Source organism: Neptuniibacter sp. QD48_11 (assembly GCF_047778095.1).
Lineage (GTDB): Bacteria > Pseudomonadota > Gammaproteobacteria > Pseudomonadales > Balneatricaceae > Neptuniibacter.
Genome location: NZ_CP180551.1, coordinates 1,069,751 through 1,092,298, shown reverse-complemented (window position 1 = coordinate 1,092,298; position 22,548 = coordinate 1,069,751). Strand labels below are relative to the sequence as shown.

Annotated in this window: 21 protein-coding genes; 4 read left to right on the top strand and 17 right to left on the bottom strand. The window is 42.9% G+C overall.

What is annotated here, in order from left to right; translation table 11 throughout:
• On the top strand, positions 1-669 hold the full coding sequence (locus ACMXYU_RS04885) for a LutC/YkgG family protein (protein WP_415900468.1): 669 nt from the start codon (positions 1-3) through the stop codon (positions 667-669).
• A 67-nt stretch (positions 670-736) separates the two neighbouring features.
• Here the strand turns inward: ACMXYU_RS04885 and ACMXYU_RS04880 are convergent, their stop codons facing one another.
• Positions 737-1,213: an SRPBCC family protein gene (locus ACMXYU_RS04880; RefSeq protein ID WP_415900467.1), complete on the bottom strand. Its 477-nt coding sequence runs from the start codon at positions 1,211-1,213 to the stop codon at positions 737-739.
• Positions 1,214-1,456: 243 nt separating this feature from the next.
• On the opposite strand from ACMXYU_RS04880, the gene ACMXYU_RS04875 reads away from it, so the two are divergent.
• A complete protein-coding gene (locus tag ACMXYU_RS04875) occupies positions 1,457-1,666 on the top strand; it encodes a hypothetical protein (RefSeq protein WP_415896638.1) in 210 nt (69 codons plus the stop codon).
• A gap of 8 nt (positions 1,667-1,674) precedes the next feature.
• On the opposite strand, the gene ACMXYU_RS04870 is transcribed toward ACMXYU_RS04875, so the two are convergent.
• From ACMXYU_RS04870 to ACMXYU_RS04820, 11 genes are all read right to left on the bottom strand, one after another.
• Positions 1,675-4,032, bottom strand: coding sequence for a DNA polymerase II (locus ACMXYU_RS04870; protein WP_415900466.1), 2,358 nt, complete (start codon positions 4,030-4,032; stop codon positions 1,675-1,677).
• A gap of 6 nt (positions 4,033-4,038) precedes the next feature.
• On the bottom strand, positions 4,039-5,016 hold the full coding sequence (mvaD, locus tag ACMXYU_RS04865; protein WP_415900465.1) for a diphosphomevalonate decarboxylase: 978 nt from the start codon (positions 5,014-5,016) through the stop codon (positions 4,039-4,041).
• A 10-nt stretch (positions 5,017-5,026) separates the two neighbouring features.
• Positions 5,027-5,959 carry a mevalonate kinase gene (gene mvk / locus ACMXYU_RS04860; protein ID WP_415900464.1) on the bottom strand — a complete coding sequence of 311 codons (933 nt, stop codon included), beginning with the start codon at positions 5,957-5,959 and terminating at the stop codon, positions 5,027-5,029.
• Positions 5,943-6,938 (bottom strand): mevalonate kinase, encoded by a 996-nt coding sequence (locus ACMXYU_RS04855; RefSeq protein ID WP_415900463.1) that lies wholly within the window; start codon positions 6,936-6,938, stop codon positions 5,943-5,945. Before ACMXYU_RS04855 ends, mvk begins: the two co-directional genes overlap by 17 nt.
• Positions 6,938-8,104 (bottom strand): hydroxymethylglutaryl-CoA synthase, encoded by a 1,167-nt coding sequence (locus tag ACMXYU_RS04850; protein WP_415900462.1) that lies wholly within the window; start codon positions 8,102-8,104, stop codon positions 6,938-6,940. Before ACMXYU_RS04850 ends, ACMXYU_RS04855 begins: the two co-directional genes overlap by 1 nt.
• Before the next feature lie 15 nt (positions 8,105-8,119).
• The gene (fni, locus tag ACMXYU_RS04845) at positions 8,120-9,148 is read right to left on the bottom strand and encodes a type 2 isopentenyl-diphosphate Delta-isomerase (RefSeq protein ID WP_415900461.1); all 1,029 of its coding nucleotides are present in this window, start codon (positions 9,146-9,148) and stop codon (positions 8,120-8,122) included.
• A complete protein-coding gene (locus ACMXYU_RS04840; protein WP_415900460.1) occupies positions 9,148-10,182 on the bottom strand; it encodes a hydroxymethylglutaryl-CoA reductase in 1,035 nt (344 codons plus the stop codon). The genes fni and ACMXYU_RS04840 overlap by 1 nt, the downstream gene beginning before the upstream one ends.
• Positions 10,183-10,286: 104 nt before the next feature.
• Positions 10,287-11,648, bottom strand: a complete 1,362-nt coding sequence (locus ACMXYU_RS04835) for a TolC family outer membrane protein (protein WP_415900458.1) — start codon at positions 11,646-11,648, stop codon at positions 10,287-10,289.
• A 58-nt stretch (positions 11,649-11,706) separates the two neighbouring features.
• Entirely contained in the window at positions 11,707-12,357 is a 651-nt protein-coding gene (locus ACMXYU_RS04830) for a helix-turn-helix domain-containing protein (RefSeq protein ID WP_415900457.1), read from the bottom strand.
• A gap of 215 nt (positions 12,358-12,572) precedes the next feature.
• A complete protein-coding gene (locus ACMXYU_RS04825; protein WP_415900456.1) occupies positions 12,573-13,892 on the bottom strand; it encodes an HlyD family type I secretion periplasmic adaptor subunit in 1,320 nt (439 codons plus the stop codon).
• A 4-nt stretch (positions 13,893-13,896) separates the two neighbouring features.
• Positions 13,897-16,017, bottom strand: a complete 2,121-nt coding sequence (locus ACMXYU_RS04820) for a type I secretion system permease/ATPase (protein WP_415900455.1) — start codon at positions 16,015-16,017, stop codon at positions 13,897-13,899.
• Positions 16,018-16,093: 76 nt separating this feature from the next.
• Here ACMXYU_RS04820 and ACMXYU_RS04815 point away from each other — a divergent pair, with 76 nt between their 5' ends.
• A complete protein-coding gene (locus tag ACMXYU_RS04815; RefSeq protein WP_415900454.1) occupies positions 16,094-16,474 on the top strand; it encodes a hypothetical protein in 381 nt (126 codons plus the stop codon).
• 8 nt (positions 16,475-16,482) lie between these two features.
• Here the strand turns inward: ACMXYU_RS04815 and ACMXYU_RS04810 are convergent, their stop codons facing one another.
• The 3 genes from ACMXYU_RS04810 to ACMXYU_RS04800 form a co-directional block, all read right to left on the bottom strand.
• The gene (locus ACMXYU_RS04810; protein ID WP_415900453.1) at positions 16,483-18,096 is read right to left on the bottom strand and encodes a tetratricopeptide repeat protein; all 1,614 of its coding nucleotides are present in this window, start codon (positions 18,094-18,096) and stop codon (positions 16,483-16,485) included.
• A 131-nt stretch (positions 18,097-18,227) separates the two neighbouring features.
• On the bottom strand, positions 18,228-19,454 hold the full coding sequence (locus ACMXYU_RS04805; RefSeq protein WP_415892134.1) for an argininosuccinate synthase: 1,227 nt from the start codon (positions 19,452-19,454) through the stop codon (positions 18,228-18,230).
• 151 nt (positions 19,455-19,605) lie between these two features.
• Complete coding sequence (locus ACMXYU_RS04800) at positions 19,606-20,403, bottom strand: OmpA family protein (RefSeq protein WP_415900452.1); 798 nt, start codon at positions 20,401-20,403, stop codon at positions 19,606-19,608.
• A gap of 313 nt (positions 20,404-20,716) precedes the next feature.
• Between ACMXYU_RS04800 and rnt the strand changes: the two genes are divergently transcribed.
• The gene (rnt, locus tag ACMXYU_RS04795) at positions 20,717-21,343 is read left to right on the top strand and encodes a ribonuclease T (RefSeq protein WP_415896197.1); all 627 of its coding nucleotides are present in this window, start codon (positions 20,717-20,719) and stop codon (positions 21,341-21,343) included.
• Positions 21,344-21,424: 81 nt separating this feature from the next.
• Here the strand turns inward: rnt and ACMXYU_RS04790 are convergent, their stop codons facing one another.
• Together ACMXYU_RS04790 and grxD are read right to left on the bottom strand one after the other, a co-directional pair.
• Positions 21,425-22,027 (bottom strand): peroxiredoxin, encoded by a 603-nt coding sequence (locus ACMXYU_RS04790; RefSeq protein WP_415887385.1) that lies wholly within the window; start codon positions 22,025-22,027, stop codon positions 21,425-21,427.
• A 90-nt stretch (positions 22,028-22,117) separates the two neighbouring features.
• Positions 22,118-22,456, bottom strand: coding sequence for a Grx4 family monothiol glutaredoxin (gene grxD / locus ACMXYU_RS04785; protein ID WP_415900451.1), 339 nt, complete (start codon positions 22,454-22,456; stop codon positions 22,118-22,120).
• Positions 22,457-22,548: the final 92 nt, after the last annotated feature.

Sequence of the window (22,548 nt, the reverse complement as noted above, 5' to 3'; positions counted from 1 at the left end):
ATGAGCAAAGCAGAAATACTTGGCAATATCCGTCGTGGCTTACAGCGTGGTGAAGCAACACCCGCGCAAAAAGCAGCTGCAACACGTCGCATCAATGCACATAAAGCGACCATTATTCCTAAACGTAGCCAGCTAGACAAAGCGGGTCAGATCCAACTATTTAGAGATATGGCTAGCGGTGCTGCGGCTGAGCTCATCGACATTAACTCAATGAACGATCTACCAGCTGCAGTTGCTGAGTGGTTAAATAAACATGATTTTAAATCTTTAGTTAGTGCAAGTGACGATTGCTTAAACGAACTCGATTGGTCTGCTTTAGGCGATATCAAACGCGAGCAGCGTGTTGCGCAATCTGGCGATGTTGCTAGCTTAACCACCTCTATGACGGGTATCGCAGAAACGGGGACTCTGATGATGTACTCCCGTCCAGAGAGCCCGACGACATTGAACTTCCTACCGGATTGCCATCTCGTATTATTGCGTGAATCGACGATCGTCGGTAGCTACGAAGACGCTTGGCAGATGGTACGTGAACAGAACCCTGATGAAATGCCACGCACGGTCAATATGATTACTGGCCCATCCCGTAGCGCGGACATCGGACAAAAATTGCAAATGGGTGCTCATGGCCCCTGCGTACTTGTGATCTTTATCCTTAAAGATATGTAGCTCTATATCTTTATTGCTTTAGCCACCTTTTTAGGTGGCTTTTTTTGTTCTATGGCCATTCAATAACTCAGTTATATAGCTTATCTAGATTCTGTAAACCCGCCTGATAAACGCCACGAATTGTTTTTTCCGCTTCTGCATCTGAGGCACCAGCTGCATTAAAGCTAGAGCTCCAAACTACAATCGAGCCGCCTTGGTCATCCAACTTAACCTGTATTTCGGATTCATAATCAGACACTGGTAATGGTGACTCATCAATTTGGTAACGATAGCTGCGCTTACCTTCATCCTTGCTCAATAAAGTCTCAGTAATTTTCGCACCGTTGCCCAAAGTCAGTACGCGCACTTTATTATCTCTATCACTAGACGCTACCGCAGGGTGCCAGCGATACAAGCCGTTATAATCCCCTAAAAGCGCCCATACAGCAGACGGCTTCACATTCAACTTTACTGATTCTTCAACCGCAATATTACCCGCAGCAGACACGTTTACAGCACCTAATAACGAAGATAGCGCTACTACACCCATAATCTTTTTTAGCATTTTTATTATTCCTTTTTATTTATCACAACACATTAAGTGAACTACCAGCATGCCTCATGAAATTATTGATAACCATTATCATTAAGAACCTATCCAAAAGTACTTAATTAGCTAAATAGATTAAAATCCTCTAAAGCCAAACCAATCCAAGCCGATAGATTAATGTAAGTATTTTTTCATCAAGCACCGACACCTGTGAACGGATTACAGATAGCTGTCGTAATCGGACAATAGGAAGATGTTATGGAAGCCAATGAAATCACTGCTGCAGCGACAACAATGTCTACGCAACAGACACAAACCACTCATGCGGTTAAATCAGCCGAGATGGCTAAAGATCAGATCGAACAAACGGGTGAGCAAGTGATGCAGCTATTGGAAGTCACCGCACCGGGGAAACTTAGAGTCGATCCACTAAGCCCGCTAGGCACCCAAATAGACGTTAAAGCCTAACAACATCGCTAAAAAAGCGAATGCTGTGGCGCTGTGAGATCATCAAAGTCCTCATCTAAAAACTGCAAAATCGTCTCACATACAGGCCTCACCTGCTTATCCAAGTAATGCTGATAGTCTAAAGGCGAGCTCATAAATTCAATGGGCTCTGCGCCATTAACGGTCATCATATATTCAATATAAGAGCCTGACCGATAAGGGCTAGGTTGACCTTTTGCTTGGTATCTATACTCAGCTTTCAAGCCCGCCTGGACATGAGGAGGTTTATTCTTCACATACTGATCCAAACGCTGACGTATACGCTTTCTATAGATAAGCTTGTGATCTAAATTACCCGCTAACAACGCTTCGACCGTTGATTTAAGTAGCGACTGCCACTCTTGGCCTAAGAAAATACGCTCATAAAGCTGTTCTTGAAGCTCACGAGCCAAGGGCGTCCAATCAGTACGTACATTTTCTAGCCCTTTAAACACCATCTGGGTCGAACCATCCCCAGATCGCTTAAGCCCTGCATAACGCTTCTTAGTGCCTTTGTCTGAATGGCGCATAGTCGGCATTAAAAACCGACAATAGTGCGTCTCGTACTCGATTTCTAACTGACTATCTAGCTCGAAGCGCTCTTGTAGATTTTCACGCCACCAGCGATTTAGGTGTTCAGCAACAGCACGACCTGTACTGTTAGCTTGCTCCTCTGGGAAATCATCGCCTAACCAGACAAAAACAGAATCAGTATCACCGTAGATCACCTTAAAACCAAATTCCGATTCGATATGATCTCGTGTCTTTGTCAGGATTTCATGCCCCCTCAAGGTGATCGAGCTCGAGAGTCGTTGATCAAAAAAACGGCAGACATTTGAACCTAAAACACCATAAAAGGAGTTCATAATAATCTTGATCGCTTGGGATAATGCAGCGTTCTTTAACTGCTTGGCTTGATCTCGCGCCGCCCAAAGCTTCTCGATCAACTCAGGTAAAATCGTCTTACTACGCGAAAATATTGCGTGGTTAAAGCCGGGGACTAAATCTTCAGGCTCCGCCCCCTCTTTAAGTCCTTCAGCCAAACCATAAGGGTCAATTTTAAAGGTACGAATAATACTGGGGTACAGGCTTTTAAAATCTAAAACCAAGACCTGTCTATACAAGCCTGGACGCGAGTCCATTACGTAGCCACCGGGCGCACTAAGCCCTGACATCCCAGAAGCATATTGCGGCGCTACATAACCTGAACGATGTAACAGAGGGAGGTATTGGTTATCAAATGCTGCCGCTGATCCTCCTACTTTATCAAGCGCCAATCCTGTTAGACGTGCTCGTTCGAGAAGATAATTAATCAGATCAGCATGCTCAAATATCTCCCAAACCAAGCGGCAATCTTCAAGGTTATAACGAGCCAAAGCCTCTTTGTCTTCTCTAAACAACCGTTGTATTTCACCGCCACGATCATCAACATGGTCTATCAACTTACCTCGATCTAGCATATCCCGAGCGACGTTTTCTAAAGCAAAACTTTCAAACTGATAAGTTGCACCTTTCAGGGTATCAATACCATCTAATACGATTCGCCCTGCCATGCGCACAAAGAGCTTACCCTGAGCCGATTCATGCAGCTTTAAAGGCAACTTGTCACGACCTAGAACAAGTGGAATACGCAGTGCTTCAGCACGTTTTTGTAGTACCCGAAAATCAAAGCCGACTACGTTCCAACCAATAAACGCATCGGGATCATATTCCGCTACCACTTGAATAAATCGCTGTAACAAGGCCTTTTCATCAGAAACATATTCTAACCCTGCACTATCTACACCCTCCCCCTGCATCAATACCAATTGAAAGTCATCAGCATAGAATGCAGCCGACAAGATATTGTCTGCTTTCATCGTCGTTTCTAAATCAATAGAGAGAATGCGTAAATTGGGCGTAAACGTATCTGGCTTTAAACGGACCTGTTTATTCACTTGGCTAATATGAACACCACCTTGAATAAACCGTTCCATCAGATAGCGATCTGCATGCCGTATATCATCTTCCATCATGACAATATTATGCAGATGCAGTAGCTCTTGAATTTGGCGATAGGTTTTTAAAGTTTGGCTATAGATAGCGGTAACACCACGATACTGAAGATCAGTAAGATCGACTTTATTGATTCGCCAATCTCGGAGATGACCCAGTAAGGTTTTAACTCGCGGAACTTGCTCATCAAGAACAAAAAGTACCGCCTCTTGCTGAGTAATAGATATCGGAAAAGCGTGATGCTCTGAACAGACCCAATAGGTCAGCACGATACCCTCGCGAGTGTCGTGCTGACTTCGAGTCAGAATGAATGCCGAAGAGCTATGGTCTGAATGATCATGATGAGTAGGCATACTCACTTAACCAAAGGGCGCGACCAGATCCATATCGGTTAACTCTGGGAAAGCCTCTCGAACCGCAGCTTCATTTTGCACTTCAAATAGGAGTTTAAGGTTAGGACCAGCATCCATCGTCAGATAAATTTCTACGCCCGACAATCTTAACTCCCAGACACGATGCATAGCCGCAACAGATTCTGGTTGCCAATATAAAAGCGGCGGCCATGAAGCAATCATTGTTGCATGCATTGACAGAGCATTTTGCTCAGCAGTTTGACCTAACAGACTCATATCTTGTTCAGCTATAGCATGCTTAATTGTATTCAGATCCTTCTCAGCCTGTGCAGGCCAAGACTGATATAGATCAGCCGACTCAACTGTACGTTGCATACCAGAACGTGAATCGATTTTCTTGGCACCAGTAGCGACTTTTAACAAACCAATTCTGAACCCTGCCCAATTAACCGCTAAAGGCTCTGCACAGCTATCCATGCCGTCTTCTTGTTTACCTTTAGACCATTCAACAAACCCTTGATAGATAGATCGCGATGCACTGCCACTACCAATTCGAGCAAATGCCGACAAGACCTTCTGATCAAGATCGAAACTGTAAAATTCGTTAATCGCCAACATAAGTGCAGCAAATCCGGAAGCTGACGACGCAAGCCCAGCCGCTGTTGGAATATTATTGGTTGTTTCTACCTTAACCGGTTGATCAAGATCTCGACGAAAAAGATCTATAAACGCGATGACTTTACGAGCAAAGGATGAATCTTCACTTTGTAACTCGTCATTTAGATAGACCTGATCACCGGCATCCGAAGGCGTGATTTTCGTACGACTACCTAGCTCACCTAGCGAAATAGATAATGAAGCATTGATAGGCAGGTTAAGCTCAACATCACGTTTACCCCAATACTTACACAAGGCAATATTACTTGGCGCAAATGCTTCTGCTTTAGTACCCGGCATAGTTTTCTCTGGAAGAAACGATGCCACTACACTCTGCTTAGTTATTCTCAATGCTAACCCCTTGTGCCGAAACTGAGACTGGAATTTGTTCGTAAGCTATAGATAGATCTGGATCCGAACCAAGTGCAATCACACAATCCCCAAGACCCGAACCTGAAATTTTAGCACCTGTAATATGCTTGCTCTCGCGAAGCGTGTACACAATATCGCAAATCGCTTTATCTGCTACACCTAATGCGTCCATTAAGCCTTGGTAATTATTCATTAATTGACCAAGCTGCTGCCAATCCTGTTTAGCAATCTCCTTTTCAGCATTATCCGTTACTGACCCCATTAGCTGATAGATCTGTTGATAAAGTTCAGGGGAATATCTCGCTAAATCCTCTACATGCTTCAATACATCTGGTGTTTTGGTTTTATAGCCCGCGTAGTAAAGCGATATCTCGGGTAGCGCTGACAGTGCTTTGATCTCCCTTGGCTTAACTCGATAAGAAACAATCGAACCAAAGATACTAGCCACAAGATCAGTTCCTGAGCCTCGCCCATTTTGTACGTCATGAACAACTGCCAGTGAACGATCGAATAAGCTATCTAGATCCGTTTCATCGTTTACAAAAGAGGCGAGTGCAGCGACTACACCTGCAGTGACCGCGGCTGAAGAACCCAAACCAACGGTATGAGAAAACTCTGAACGAATCGTAATTTTAATACCTGAAGGCAGGCGATCCGCATACATTGCAACCGCAGCCAGCACAAAACTCAGCCTGTCATCAGCAACCAAATCTGGCAACGGGCTTTGGTATTGGGCTAGTGCAGAGTCAATCAGCACTTCTCGTGTTGAGATAGGCTCAAGCTCTATGCGTATATATTTATCCACAGCACAAGCTAATGCCTTATGACCAAAAAGCACTGCGTGTTCACCCATCAGCATAATACTGCCAGGCACGGTCACTTTAATCCGCTTCAACATACGCTCCTTGATAACTGAGTTTTAAAGGCTGTAGGTGGATATTTAAACGGCTAGCGATCTCTGCAGCATTACCTTTCGGGGCATAGACCAATACCAAACCACCTGTATCTCCAGAACTACTACCAGCACCACAAACCTTAGCACTTCCCCCCATCGACTCTATACGCTTAATAACATCAGCAACGGCGTGTGGAACAATACCGATCTGTTGTAATAGGCGCTGATTTTCTTGTATGAGGTCTAGTTTCTGCTGATCATCTGAAGAATAGATTATTCGCTCAAAATCCTGCGTAACTTGTTCAAAATGCTGCCAAATTGTTGAAAACTCAAATGACTCACGTACAGACGAAACCGTTTCACCCGTTGAAGATTTAGGTGAACCGCTATTCCAGATAAACCAGTTATCTCCTATTTTTTCAGGCAATAGCGTTACATGCTCGTTCTGAACTTTAACAACTCCTCCGAAAGTCGTCGCAGCAGCATCTATCGCACTACCACGGCCATGCTGCAATCTCTCACAGTGGCGAACTAACTTGAAGAACTCCCGTTTAGTCAATGCTTGCTGAGAAGCAGCTTCAGCCAACTTTAGCAATGCTGCAATCACTGCAGCAGAAGACCCCATACCAGCACCTGCGGGAATAGCACTCGCTATAGAGATCTGACCGGGCTGATCAAAACCAAGCTGCGACAAGGTATAAAACAGCAGATCTGAAGGCGACGAGAGCACATCCGAAACAGCAAGCTTTCTTTGTAAAAACAGATTAAAACGCTGATCAAGCTGTTCGGAAAAGAATTTAAATGTGGCTATATTCTTAGAAAAGCTACCAAAAACCTCAGAAGAGATAGATAAATTCAGACTTGCGGTAGGAGAATAAGAAGCCATTACAGAGGATGTAACGGCCATCGCAATAGCAGGCGCCCCATAAACAACTGAGTGCTCACCACTCAGTATTAGTTTCCCTGGGGCTATTGCCTTCATTAACAGCTAACGTATTCTCGCTTGTGACCGCTGATCGCAGCCAAACGGAAACGCCCAGTAGTTGCAGCAGGAATATCATGATGTTCACCATCTCGAGGATCTGGGTGGCGATACAGATTCAGATATTCGTCATAGCTCACTTCTTGGCGAGCATCTAACATAGCTTTATGGTTTAGAGTGTGCAGACATTTTTCATAACCCGCCACTACCGTGCCAGAGAAAAACTCGGCAACGCAACCAGAACCATAACTAAAGAAACCAACTTTATTACCAGCCAGATTTTCTTTGCAGTTCTCAAGCAAAGAGGTCAAACCGATATACATGGAAGCGGTATAGCTGTTGCCAATAATACGGTTGTAATACAGTGTTTCTTCAACCTGTTCTTCAATTTGCTCCAAAGACAGGCCTGCTTTGTTTACCTTTGCTAAATGTTTATGCGCTTTTTCCGCCATTCGGCTAAATGGCAAGTGATAGCAAAAATGAGAGAAATCACTAAATGCTAGGGAGCTAACTTCTACAAAGTTTTCCCAAGCCTTTTTCAGCGACTTAAGGTATATCTTGGTAGAGTATTTACCATCAACAAGTGCAGTCGTACGGTAATTTGGTCGCCAGAAATCCATCACATCTTCAGTATGATTACCAACTTCTGGATCAATTTCGATTAGACGGGGGGTTGCTGAGATCAAAATAGCAACTGCGCCACAACCTTGAGTCGCTTCACCTGAAGTACCAAGATCATAACGCGCAATATCGGACGCAATGACCAAAACCTTTTTTTCTGGCTGTCGGGCAACTAACGCGCACGCCATCTGAATAGCAGCTGTTGCGCTGTAACATGCCTGCTTTAACTCAACAACACGGCAGTTAGAATTCAATCCTAACAATCTATGCACATAGACGCCTGCAGCCTTAGACTGGTCCACACCCGTTTCTGTAGCAAAAAGCAACGTACTAATTGAATCAGTGCCTACCCTTTCAATTAACGGGTAGGCAGCATTTGCAGCCATAGTCACTACATCTTCATCAGGTGCCGCCATAGACATCTTCTCTTGGCCTATTCCCTGATAATATTTTTCTGACTCAATTTGCTGAACATTCGCCAGTGTTCTTAAATCCAGATAATAATTGGATGTATAGAAACTGATTTCGTCAATACCAACTGACATTCTTGGGTCTCGATCCTAACTCTCGTCTAAAACAAGGGCCCGGTTATTAGATAAAGATGCTATATCCCGGACACCTAGCAGAAACATGGCTGTTCTGAACTCTGCTTTTATTTTTTCTATTTCTTCTATAACTGCATCAGCAGATTCCATTGCTGGTTTTAACAGCGGACCTGCCATGCCACATAAAGAGGCGCCGAGTATAACAGATTTAACCATATCAATCCCATCTCTTAAGCCACCACTTGCAACTAATGTGGCAACATCGCGATATGGGCTAGCCATTTTTAAGGCTACAGGGGTAGGCAGCCCCCAATCTTGGAATTTAAGGCCGATATTACTCGCGTCTTTTCTGCGATGGTGTTCAATTCGACTCCAAGATGTCCCGCCTGTACCTGCTAGATCGAAGGTTGTTATGCCCGCCTTTAGACCTAGCTCAATATCGGCAGGAGACAAACCACTCCCAACCTCTTTTAGTAACACAGGCACATCAAGTGCTGTCACAAGGGCTTCGATCTTCTCAGCAAGATTGGAGAAATCAGTATCCCCTTCAGGTTGTACCGCTTCTTGGAGAGGATTGAGGTGAAAATACAAAGCATCAGCACCTAGACAATCTATAGCTTGCTGCGCATGCTCGACATCAACGCCGTAGTTCAGTTGAACAGCGCCAAGATTTCCAATGAGAGGTACATCAGGAGCCAATTCTCTCAAAGCGAAACTTTCTTTAGCTTCAGGAGATGTAAACATAACGCGTTGCGAACCAACCGCCATAGCAACACCCGTTGCCTGAGCTGCTTTCGCTAAATTATGGTTAATTTGCTTTACTAACTGATGATCACCACCTGTCATTGAGGATATCAACAAAGGAAAGCTTAGCTGATAACCTAAAAATTCACATGAGCTATCAACATCGTTCAAAGCGATCTCAGGTAAACCACGATGCATTAAATGTATGCGATCAAAGTACCTTCCAGCTCGATCCGTTGATGGATCATTTTCTATAGCTCTTATATGTTCAAGCTTTCGATCATTAGTCAGATCCGACATTAGCGCTCCAGCTTTAAGTGAGCTTCCATCAGCTCACCAGGATTTGTCTGAGCAGCTAGCAAAGATAACTCGCCACATAAAACGGTTGCAGCACAGATAGCAGCTAAACGTTGCGCATTCTCACCCGGTTCTCTATCTTCCTTACAACCTAGCGCTGCCAAGTTATCTTCAACAAAATCAATCCCTTTACCATTACCTACAGACCCCATAATAAGGTTAGGTAAAGTACAAGAGAAATAAAGGTTATCACCACGTACTTCAGCGTGCACTATACCCTGAGAACCCTCGATAATGTTCGCTGCATCTTGACCAGTGGCAAGGTAAAAGGCTAAAAGCATATTCGCATAATGAGCATTAGCACTGCGAAGGCCACCTGCAACCATGGTCCCAATCAGGTTTTTCTTAATATTAAGATCAACCATTTTTTCAGGCGTTGTCTTTAAGCGTCTTTCACAAATATCACGCGGTATTAATATCTCGGTTACCACATATTTACCGCGGCCAAGGATACCGTTAACAGCTGTCGCTTTTTTATCTGAGCAATAGTTACCTGAGATAGATGAATAACGAAGCTGCGGATATTCAGACAATATCCAAGGAATAATCTTATCTGCTGCGTTTGTCACCATGTTGTGACCAGATGCATCACCCGTTGTAAATTCCAAGCGAAGATAGATCAAATTAGCCACAATCTGGCTATTCATATCAATAAGTTTGGCAAAACGACTACTCTGAGCAACCACCTCGTTGATATCACTCATACGAGATTTAATCGAGTTTAGAGCAAGCATAGCCTCAGTTGCGTCATCCGCTTCAAGTAGAATAGATCGACTCATTCGCTCATCAATCACAGTCGTTTTGATGCCATCAGTCAATGCAGAAACCCTTGCGCCACGGCCGACAGATGGCCATAAAGGCGTTTCATAGGTAGCTAAAGGCACGCTAATTTTTTCATCTAAAACAGGTCCAGTAATTTTAATAGGACCCACATTACGCATAGGGATCGGAGCTTGACTGATTTTATGAGATTTCATGATATCTCTTTATGCAAAAGAAAAAGGGCTGCCAATGGCAACCCTTTTAAAATAAGGTTGAGGGCTAATTTTAATGAACTTCACTAGCCCTTTTCAACGTTTTCTTAGGAGGCAGTCTCTTCTTTTTCCACCTGTTTTTCTGCCGATTGCTCGACCTCAACATCACCTAAATTAGGCTCCGGTAAAGACAAGTTCAACGTATCTAACAAAGTCCCCATACCATTCACAACTCGGTATTGAGAAACAAGCTGATCATGAAGCGCGTTTGTCAGATCATTTTTAGAGGAAAATACTTCGTTTTCTGTATCCAACAAATCAAGCAAAGAACGCTGACCAATGTTGAACTGCTTCTGATAAGAGTTTCGAGTTTCCTGGCTCGAAGCTACGTGCTGCTCAAGAAATGGTAACTGTCTGGACAGAATACTATATGCATTCCACGACAATTCGATACTTTGGAGTACTTCACGATGGCTTTGACCTTGTATCGATTTTGCCTCTTCAATCTGGTGCTGAGTCTGACGAACACGAGCTTGATCAGCACCACCGTTATACAAGTTATAACGCAAACGGAACATAGCCGTCAGATCTTCGTTTACACCTTCAACACCATCTAAATTATTATTCCAAGTACGATCAACTTCAAAATCTACTCGAGGATAATAGTTACGTTTTGCTGCATTATATTGCGCTACTGCTGCTTCAGTGTCAGCTTCAGCTACTTGTAATGTCGGATGATTACTAAGCGCGGCTTCGGTTGCTTCATCCAAAGATTCTGGAATTGTAACATTAACCATTTCAGGATAGACAAGTTCCTCAGGAGCCATCAACCCAGTAACACGTTGGTAATTTGCCCTAGCATCCAACAAGTTATTTTCAGCCGCAAGTGTGTTAACTTCAGCCAACGCCAAACGCCCTTCTGCTTGCTGAATTGAAGCCAAAGCCCCCATACCCGATTCAGAACGACGTTTAATCTGATCGTAAATTTTTACGTGGTTAAATAAGTTTTCTTTTGCTTGCTGCAATAAAACAGTTCGGCGGTTTAATTCAATATAGGCTCTAGCTGCATCTAGGGCATAAGTCTCTGCCGACTCTATTAAGCGTTTATCAGCAGAAATTGAACGAGCTTTTTGACGCTTCACTTCACTAGAAGTAGCAAAGCCATCAAATATCATTTGCCTAATACTTAAACGCGCCTCTCCACGGGTAAGCTCAACATCATCCCCATTTGCACGCGTAGTTGTATTATTAGTCCACTCATAACCAATACCAGCTTCCAAATCGACACTCGGAAGATAACCAGCCTTGGCTTGACGAACCTCTTGATATACTGCATTTCTCGCGTTGATAGCTCTCTGTACTTCAGGACTGTTAGTTAATCCTTCCGCCACAACGCTTTCAAGTGATGTGGAATATGCTACCGTGCTAACAGCTCCTAGTAGCACCCCTGTAAATACTGACCTGAACATAATATCCGCCCCTAATTATAAATAGTTCGTAGTCTTTCCTTGATCAAATCAGTGCAGATCACGCAGGTTGTTTTCCAACCATAAGAACTAGTGAGACTCTATCATTGGCACCTGTTTTCTTAAAAATAGAACTCAGATGAGCCTTAACTGTCCGCTCTGTTATATCAAGCTCTCGAGCAATTTCCTTATTACTTGCTCCTGTCGTTAATACAGAAAGCACGTCTCGCTCTCGACTACTTAATCCTTTAAAACAATCTACAGACTCTGCGGTGTCCACTTTCCTATCTGTGGCAGGTATATCTCCTAAAAGCCTTTTAAGTAACTTTTGAAGAAGCTCTGGACCTGCCCAAATATCACCACGGAGTACAGTTTTCACCACTTCTGTAAGCAGTGACCCTGTAACATACGTGTTGGTATATCCGTTAGCACCTGATTGTAATACTTGAATACCCTCCCTTTCGTTCGGTACGTCAGTACATACAATCAAAATCAACCCCGGATTATCCCTTTTAAATCTGAATATTAATTGAGCATCCTTTTCATCAACCGAACTTAGATGAAGCAATAAAATACTATTCTTTACTTCCACAAGTTTAGATGAAATTTCAGAACAAGCGATAACTTCTGGTTGCCAATCTACTAGCAATTTAAACCATCGTTCCAAAACTTTCGGTCGGTTCCCTAAAAAAAACAACTTCATAATATCCATTCCGCAGCACCGAAGTACAAGACCATGTCTTGTGACCGCGGCGCACAATAGTATATCTTCTAACCAAGAGCTACAAGTTTTTGAAGATTAACGATTTTTGTTTTTATATTCTTTGTAAGGCTAATACAAAAAAATTAAAAAAAACCATAAATTCTATAGGGTCAAATAGCAAGCATTACTCAATAACTTTACATTAACACTTGTAGTAATACTCTCTATCGCTCTGTCAGTGCTTTACTTTTAGCCTTAAGCACTGGTTTCAGTATGTAATCCATTACAGTTTTCTTACCTGTAAGAATATCCACACTCACAGTCATCCCTGCAATTAGAGGCAATTCTGCCTCAGCTGTTCCTAAAAAAGGCTCATCCGTTTCTAAACGAACCAAATAATAACTTTCCCCTTCCTCGTCTAAGATAGTACTGGGGCTTACGAATACAACTGAAGCACCAACCCCACCATAAATTGAAAAGTCATAAGCTGATACTTTAATTATCGCCGCCTGGCCTGGAGAAATATTAGCTATATCAGATGGCCTAATCCTAGCCTCTACTAACAACTTATCTTCCCAAGGGATAATATTTAGTAATTCATCACCAGGCTGAACCACTCCTTCAACAGTATTAACCAGTAGCTGCTTAACTGTACCTTTGACTGGAGCTTTAACTTCAGCTCTATCTATACGATCATTCATACCCGTTAATGCCTGTTTTATTCGGGCACTTTCAGCAACCACTTCATTAAGTTCTCTTCGGGCTTCATTTCTAAATTGCAATTCAGCACCATCAAGGTTCTGCTTAGTCTCCTGCAAAGTAGATTCAATTCGAGGAATATTTAATCGAACTCCTGATAATTCACCCCAAAGATCATTTAATTGCCTCTTTAACCGAAGAAATTCAACCTCCGAAATCACTCCTTCCTTCAATAGTGGTCGGGTAATGTCTAATTCTCGCTTTAAAAGACTATAACTTCTGACTAATTGACCTTCTTGAGATTTAGCTGCCTTTAATTCCTGCTTTCTTTGTTCAACTTGTTGCTCCAATCCCCCAAGAGCGGCTGACATTTCCGCCTTACGAGTCAAAAATAAACTTTTCTCCTGATCAAGCATGCTCATATATTCAGCAGGGAAATTTGTAGGGGATAAAAACTCTTTATTATCTGCCTCTGCCTGCAATCGCACAGCTTTTGCTATCAACTCATACTGCCTAACTTCATTTTCTTTTAAAGAACTAGAGAAACGTATATCGTCAATTCGCAATAGAACCTGGCCCTTTTCAACAACATCACCCTCTCGAACAAGGATTTCTGATAGCGCACCACCCTCTAACGTCTCGATAACTTGCAGTTGGCTTGACGGGATAATTTCACCATCCCCACGCGTAATTTCATCTAACTCAGCCCAATTAGCCCAAGCGATGGCAAAAACAACAAAAATAAGCATCGACCATAGTAAAGCACTAGCTCCTTTAGGGCTTTGCTCTGCCATCGCCTCACTTACACTAGACATATATTGTAAGTCTTTTTTAGCTTGAGCCATGACGTTACCTCTGAACCTGCAAACGGCCTTGCTTTAAAGCATCTAGAACTGCATCTTTGGGACCATCCGCAACAATACGCCCAGAATCCATAACAATTATTCTATCTACCAAACTTAGCAAAGACATTTTATGGGTAACTACCAACATTGTTTTATCCTTTGCATATGTTTTAAGCATGGACTTTATTTGCTCTTCAGACGAGTTATCCATTGAAGCTGTAGGTTCATCAAGAATAAGAATATTAGGATCATGAATAAGAGAACGAGCAACTGCAACCGCCTGCCTTTGCCCACCAGACAAGGCTGCACCTCGCTCCCCAACTTTCATATCAAACCCTTGAGGGTGACGATTCACCATATCGGAAACACCTGTGAGTTTTGCCACCTCTACAAGACGATCATCTTCAGTCTGAGGGCTTCCTATTACGATATTGTCGCGAACACTTCCCGCGAACAGCATAATATCCTGTGGCATATAACCAAAATTCCTTCGCAAATCGACCGGATCTATCTGGTTAATATCAATCCCGTCAATCCGTATGCAACCTTCTCCAGCATCATATAAACCTAATACCAATTTCTCGATCGTTGATTTACCTGATCCGATCCTTCCTATTAAGGCAACACTTTCACCGGGCTTTATATTAAAAGAAACACGATCCAAGGCTTTATGCTCTTCCCCTGGGTAAGCAAAACTTACATCTTTAAACTCAATAGCCCCTTCCAATTTATCACGATGAATAAACTGCTGTTCCTCGCTGCGCTCAGAAGGCAATTCCATTATTTCATTAAGTCCCTTCAAAGCAGTAGCTGCTTGATGATAAGAAATTACAAGATTAGCAACCTGGCTCATCGGGCCTATCGCCCGCCCTGAAAGCATCACACAGGCAATCAAAGCCCCCATGGTCAACTCTCTTTCACTAATCAAATACACCCCAGTAATGATGATACCGACCGATGTCAACTGTTGAGCCAATGATGCAAAATTCACTACTGATGCTGATAGCATCCGTGAACGTAAACTCCATTTAGCAATATAACCAACAGCTTGCTCCCAACCCAATTGAAGAGAGGAACTAGCTCTCTGAGTTTTAACAGTTTCCATTGCCGTAAGGCTTTCAATTAGAGTTGAGTTTTTTTGAGAATTAGAAGCGAATGTTTTTTCAACTGCCTCTTTTAAATACGGCCGTACAATAAACGACACCAAAATAATTAAAGGTATTGTCACCAGTGGAACTATTACAATAGGCCCACCAATAAAGCCAATAACGACCAAGAAAAGCACAGCAAAAGGTAAATCTATAAATACTACATTTGTAGTTGAGCTTAAAAAGCTCTTAATACTTTCAAACTCACGTAAATTGCTAGCAAAAGAACCAACAGAAGCAGGAAGAGCACTATACTTGAGCGATAAAACCTTTTCGAAAAGCAAGGCAGATAGAATTACATCCCCCTTTTTACCAGCGATCTCAAGAAAGTAGGATCTAAGCATTTTAAGAGAAAAATCAAATAGATATACGACAGCGACACCTATCGCTAAAACCCATAACGTCTCTATCGCATTATTTGGTACTACACGATCATAGACATTCATCACAAAAAGAGGGTTTGCGATCACAAACAAGTTAATTAAAAAGGATGCGATCAATACATCTCGATAAATCGCGGTAGAACGTTTGATTGTCCCCCAGAACCAATGCCCTTGATGGCCTTCCAACAACTTCGATACTTGCTGTTGAAATCGGTATTCTAACCTAACGAAAATAGCATGATTTTTATAAGATTCAGCAAGTTCATCTATCGATAAATCATGCACACCTCCACTTTCTGGCTGAATGATTACCGCCATTCCAGATTTATGATCTATCTCTTGAAGAACGCAAGCTTGGTCATTTTCGAGGATCAATACCGCTGGTAATACAAGAGGAGATATATCAGATAGCTCGCGCCGCAGTATTTGAGCTGTAAACCCAGCTCGTTTTGCGGCACGAAGAAACAATTTAGGAGTTAACTTGTGATCGACTAATGGTAAGCCTTCACACAGTACCTCAGGAGAGAAAGGCTTATGATTTTGCTTACTAAGATGAACCAAACAACCGAGCAAAGGGTCTTGAACCGCTTCCATTAACCTAAACCTTAACCTTATTTGAGAGAAAAACTCAAAAAAACGATATATAGTATGACTATCAATTAGTCATCAAATGTATCAAATCAATATGTTATACGCCATACGCAATGAAGAAGGCCGAATTGTAAGTCTTTCAGAAACTCCTCAAGCAGGTGCTGAAGCGGTTGATATAAAAAACAAGGAAGTAATGGATTTCCTATCAATTAACGATGAAGAATTTTCTGCAGAGGAATTCCTTCAACAGTCTGATATGGCCGTAGCCCGTATTTTTGAAGATTTGGTAGACGTCCTTATTAACAAGAACCTTATTTTGTTTACCGACCTTCCACCAATGGCACAAAAGAAACTTTTAGGCCGTAAACTTGCGCGTAATATTAACCGCGGAGAAGGGGAGCCTGAACAACACGAAGAAAAGTCTCACTCATTCCTTATAGAAGACGATGAAACCTTATAAAGAAGCACTTAAAGCTCTTGGCTTAATAATGGATCTTCATCCTCTTCTTTCTTGAAGTGATTTAATTGGTTGTATTGCTCAGCGAAACGTTCAGCAAGTGCAGAATAACGCTGCTGCTGCTTTTCAGACAACGCTCCATAAGAGATAGTAGCCAAAACATCTCGAACAGATAACAAGATCCACAGAGCATTCTGACCTCTCTTCGCTTTTTCAATACCCGCTTGGACCAAATTAAGTGCAATACCCGTATGACTTGGTAACAACTCATTAGCTCGACCAAACATTAAAAATGCTCGGTCTAAATCACCGCCCCTAAAACTACTCATAGCTGCATAATTGGCCTTACCCCAATCTTTCTCCACCATCACACGATTAAGGTCTTTACGCTTAAGCTGAACTTCCCCTTCTATTTCACAACCATGAACAGCATCGACTAAAACATCCAACCATTTACACTGGTTATCTACATCCATTCGCAAGAAAAAATTCAACGTTTGTTGAAGCATTTGCTCTAAACGCTTGCGAGAATCGGCCGATTCTTGGCGGTAAAGGTCACAATTTATAAGCTTGGCTCGGAACATAACTTCTTGATCATCCGGATGATCAAGAACGACATCCTCCAAAATTCGGACAACATCCGTTTCGATTTCAGACAACTTTGTTTTATTAGCCTGAATTAAAGATCTAACTAAACCAAAATAATGAGATGGGGTTTGAAAAACAGAATAACGAGCATAACGAACGGCTTGCTGATATGCATCTTTAGCAATGTCCCATTCACCCGTTTGGGAAGCCAAATCAGCCAATTCGCTCTGTAACTCAGGCACAGTAGGCTGAATCATGACAGCTTTTCTCATAAGAGTAACAGCGCGACTCAGCTCCCCTTTAACCCGATAAATTCGAGCCAGCCATGTATATGCCTCAACACAAACATGTTGCTGATCCACAATACGATTAAGGCAATGCAAGGCATCGTCATATTCACCAAGGTTGAAGTGAGCAATTCCCTTTCCTACTTCAGCCCAAGGAAGGTCACGCTTACTCGTAAGCCCCATAAAAAGCTCTTTGGCCTGAGTAAAACGCTTCATTCTTAAAAGAGCGATACCATTCACTCGTTGAAGGAATATATTTAAGCCAGGGTAATGGTTAACAAGCGCCCTACCTTTCTCAAGCACTTCTTCATAGTGCTCTTCATCCAACAACTGTTCGATTGGCCTGATCGCCTCTTTAATCCGCAGCTGTTTTTCTAAGCGATGACGAACTTTGCCTTGATCAAACGGTTTCGAAATATAAGTATCAGGAGAGTTTTCTAAAGAGCCAAAAAGCAGTTCAGAGCTTTCAGGATCAACTATAAGGAAATAGGTACTAGCTTCAGGAAGGATAACCTCTGCATTAGCCTCATGCAGAAGCTGCAGACCATTTTTTTCACCTTTGCCCATATCGTACGCTGCAAAGCAAAGATCAAAAGTTAACTCGCGCATCAGGCTTAAAGCCATATTTACCGAGGAAGCAACTTGCACTTGCCCCACGCCCATACGCCCCAGGATTTGGCGTAACACCCCGAGATCGTCGAGCTTACTGTCTACGATTAAAGCAGACTTTCCTGAGTAGTTGATTTCCATAGGTTCTGCGTAGTTTAGATAACAGCAAAAGTAGCATATAAATCAGACCATTATCAAAGTTTAGGCCATCTAGCGCACAATAAAAAACCCCGCAGGGTCACTACGGGGTTTTTTATTCACATTTAGACAAATTAATCGTCTAAAAAGCTTCGTCCTTTGCCTGCAGCAATACGCATACGCAATGCATTTAGCTTAATAAAGCCTGCTGCATCTTTCTGATCGTAAGAACCAGCATCATCTTCGAATGTTGCAATATTCTCATCGAACAGACTGTCATCAGAACGACGACCAACAACAATAACGTTACCCTTGTATAGTTTAAGGCGAACATCACCGTTTACTACTTGCTGAGACTCATCGATCATTTTCTGAAGCATCTTACGCTCTTCTGACCACCAGAAGCCGTTATAGATAACTTTAGCGTAACGAGGCATCAACTCATCTTTAAGGTGAGCAGCTTCACGATCTAGAGTGATTGACTCAATCGCGCGGTGAGCTTTCAGCATAATCGTGCCGCCAGGAGTTTCGTAACAACCGCGAGACTTCATGCCTACGAAGCGGTTTTCTACGATATCAAGGCGACCTACACCATTCTCACCACCTACTTTGTTCAGGTATTCAAGAACAGTCGCTGGGCTCATTTTTTCGCCGTTGATCGCAACAATGTCACCCTTTTCGTAAGTCAACTCAAGGTAAGTTGCTTCGTCCGGAGCCTGCTCAGGAGATACAGACCAACGCCACATATCTTCTTCAGCTTCCTGCCATGGATCTTCAAGGATGTCACCTTCGTAAGAGATGTGTAGAAGGTTTGCATCCATTGAGTATGGAGACTTTTTCTTACTGCTAGCAAAATCAACTTCGATATTGTGATCTTCACAGTATTTCATAAGTGTTTCACGGGAAGTTAGATCCCACTCACGCCATGGCGCGATAACATGAACACCTGGCTTAAGCGCGTAGGCACCTAGCTCAAAACGAATCTGGTCATTACCTTTACCAGTCGCACCGTGAGAGATTGCATCAGCACCAGTTTCGTTAGCAATTTCAATCAAGCGCTTAGCGATCAGTGGGCGAGCAATAGATGTACCTAAAAGGTATTCACCTTCATAAATTGTGTTCGCACGGAACATTGGGAATACAAAGTCACGAACAAACTCTTCACGAAGATCTTCGATGTAAATCTCTTTTACACCCAAAGCTTCCGCTTTAGCACGTGCAGGTTCTACCTCTTCACCCTGACCAAGGTCAGCAGTGAATGTAACTACTTCGGCATTGTATTCATCTTGCAACCAGCGAACGATAACAGACGTATCTAATCCACCGGAATAGGCCAGAACGACCTTTTTAATCTCGGACATTCTCAAGCTCCAACTTGCGAACAATATTCGCCCCGACACGGGCCGAAAGGGATATTCAAATTAAGCGCGGTATTATAGCAGAACTTTCCCCAACAACGCATCCGCTGCAGGGCAAATTAATAAGGAAGGAATTAACGATAGCTGAGATCGACTAATCTTTTTCCAAACGAATAGTAACTCGACGGTTACGATCTCGGTTTTTACGGCTGTTATTTTCAACCACAGGGTAACGCTCACCATGATAGCGAGTCGTTATCATGGTCGGTTCCAAGCCTAAACTGATTAGGTATGCGGTCACTTCCTCCGCGCGTCGCTTGGAAATATCTCGGTTCATCAATCTACGGCCCATGTTGTCAGAATGGCCGTCAACATAAACACCTTTAACCGCATCATCATTTTTAACGTAGAGTGCGATAAGATCCAATCGCTCTCTAGACGCATCCGATAAACGCCACTGCGCTGAAGGGAACAAAATTGCAGTTCGTGCCACCTGACGATAATTAACCGGCAGCAGCCCAGCAGTACAAGCAACATAGTCATTGTAGGCAGATTGGAAATTTACCGCCGATACAGAGACACGTAATGATTCACTAGTCCCGTACCATTCATCCGTAGTAAAAGTCGGCATCATTCCTCTATGTAGAGCAGCCAACATATTCTGAGCGTGTTTAGGCTCTACTTTAATATGACCAGTTCTCTCTTCAGCTTTCACCGCTGCAATATATTTAGGCACTATTCCAGGCTGCCAAGGAGCTGCCTCAGCAACCAGCTTACCGCCTTTTTGGAAGTGAATTGTTTCGGTGGGTTTAAGCATAAAGCGAACCGATTCACCCGCTTCATGTTCGAACACAGCATTGCCAAAAGAAGGGATTGTCTGACTTAATAGGCACGCAAATTTAGAAGCCTCTAGCTCCCATTTCGAATCATCGATGGAACTGCGAAATGTCACAGCATGCACCTGCAACGAAAGCACAGTTAAACACAACAATGAAAATACGCGAATAAGCACAATAAAACCGCCAATCAAACCAATTACGGAACCACTAAAATTATACCCTCAGAAAATCTAATAATAAGGGGCACAAGCAATTTTAATGATAAAGCTATATAAGTATTTGTATTATTACGGCCAATTTTAAATATTCTTGAGTAGACGATTGGAGTGACTGCTCTTCCGCTGCTAGAATATTGCGAAATTTAAAGGCAACCCTCTACCAAAGTAAGGGCATCCATTGAGCAACCATAGCGCCACAAAACACCCAATGGCAAACCGTTTTCGCGGTTTCCTACCAGTCGTAGTCGATGTTGAAACAGCTGGCTTCAATGCCCGAACCGACGCACTACTTGAAATCGCAGCCGTCACTCTGACTATGGATGAAAACGGCTTTCTGATTATCGACAAAAGCTTCGAAGCTCAAGTAGAACCTTTTGAAGGCGCAAACCTTGAACAATCCGCCTTGGATTTCACAGGCATCGATCCTTACGATCCTGATCGTGAAGCGGTACCCGAAAGAGAAGCACTAGAAGAAATTTTCCGCGCTGTTCGCAAATCGCTTAAAGCGCACGATTGCAAGCGAGCTGTTTTAGTTGGCCATAACGCATCTTTCGATCAAAGCTTTGTAAATGCTGCTTCAAATCGAGAAGATATCAAGCGCAATCCATTCCACCCATTTTCCACTTTCGACACAGCGACACTCGCCGGTCTGGCATTTGGTCAGACTGTTCTCGCGAAAGCTTGCCAAGTTGCGGGTATCGAGTTTGATGGTAAGCAAGCGCACTCAGCACTTTATGACACAATGAAAACAGCTGAGCTATTTTGCATTATCGTAAATCGCTGGAAAGAACTTGGCGGCTGGGACATGGTTGCTCAATATGATGACTACGAATAATTCCCTTTAGCCACCAATATCCAGGCACAAAAAAACCCGCTATTAAGCGGGTTTTTTTATTAGCAATAAAATTGCAGAAGATTACAGGTTGTCTGCTTCTTCAGATAGGTACTTAGCAACACCTTCTGGAGATGCATCCATACCTTTATCACCTTGGTTCCAACCAGCTGGGCAAACTTCGCCGTGCTCTTGGTGGAATGCAAGTGCATCAACCATACGAAGCATTTCATCAACGTTACGACCTAGTGGCAAATCGTTAACAACTTGATGACGTACCAGACCGTCTTCGTCGATAAGGAAAGAACCACGGAAAGCAACACCGCCTTCAGATTCAACATCGTAAGACTGACAGATGCTGTGAGTCATATCCGCAACTAGCGTGTAGTTTACTGCACCGATACCGCCTTCGTTTACCGGCGTGTTACGCCATGCGTTGTGAGAGAAGTGAGAATCGATAGAAACACCGATCACTTCAACGTTACGCTTTTTGAACTCTTCGATACGGTGATCAAAAGCTAACAGCTCAGAAGGACAAACGAATGTGAAGTCCAGTGGGTAGAAGAATACTACCGCTTTTTTGCCTTTAGTTGCTTCAGACAGTGTAAAAGCGTCAACGATTTCGCCGCTACCTAGTACTGCTGGTGCTGTAAAGTCAGGAGCCTGTTTGCCTACAAGTACGCCCATTGTGCTATTTCTCCATTAAAATGCTATCTAGCGTTTAGGTTTTTTATGATAGAAAAGACCGCTACAAAATCAAGCAATAATCTATCTAAATTACTCTGCGCTTTGCTCTTCTGAACCCGCTGCTGCTTCTTTGATCACTTCAGCTAGTTCACCGTTTTCTGACATTTCACAAATAATGTCACAACCACCAATCAACTCACCTTTAACCCAAAGCTGAGGGAATGTTGGCCAGTTTGCATATTTTGGTAGTTCTGCACGGATCTCTGGATTTTCCAGAATATTTACAAAAGCAAAACGCTCACCACAAGCCATCACAGCTTCTGAAGCACGTGAAGAGAAGCCACACTGAGGGAAACGAGGTGTTCCCTTCATGTAAAGAAGAATGTCATTACCTTCAATCTGCTCTTTGATGGTATCAATTACGCTCATTCATACACCTATAAAATACTTTATGTAGGATGCACAACCGTTTTGTGCTGTGGTGAACAATGTACCACATATCCGACCATTTTACTCTGACA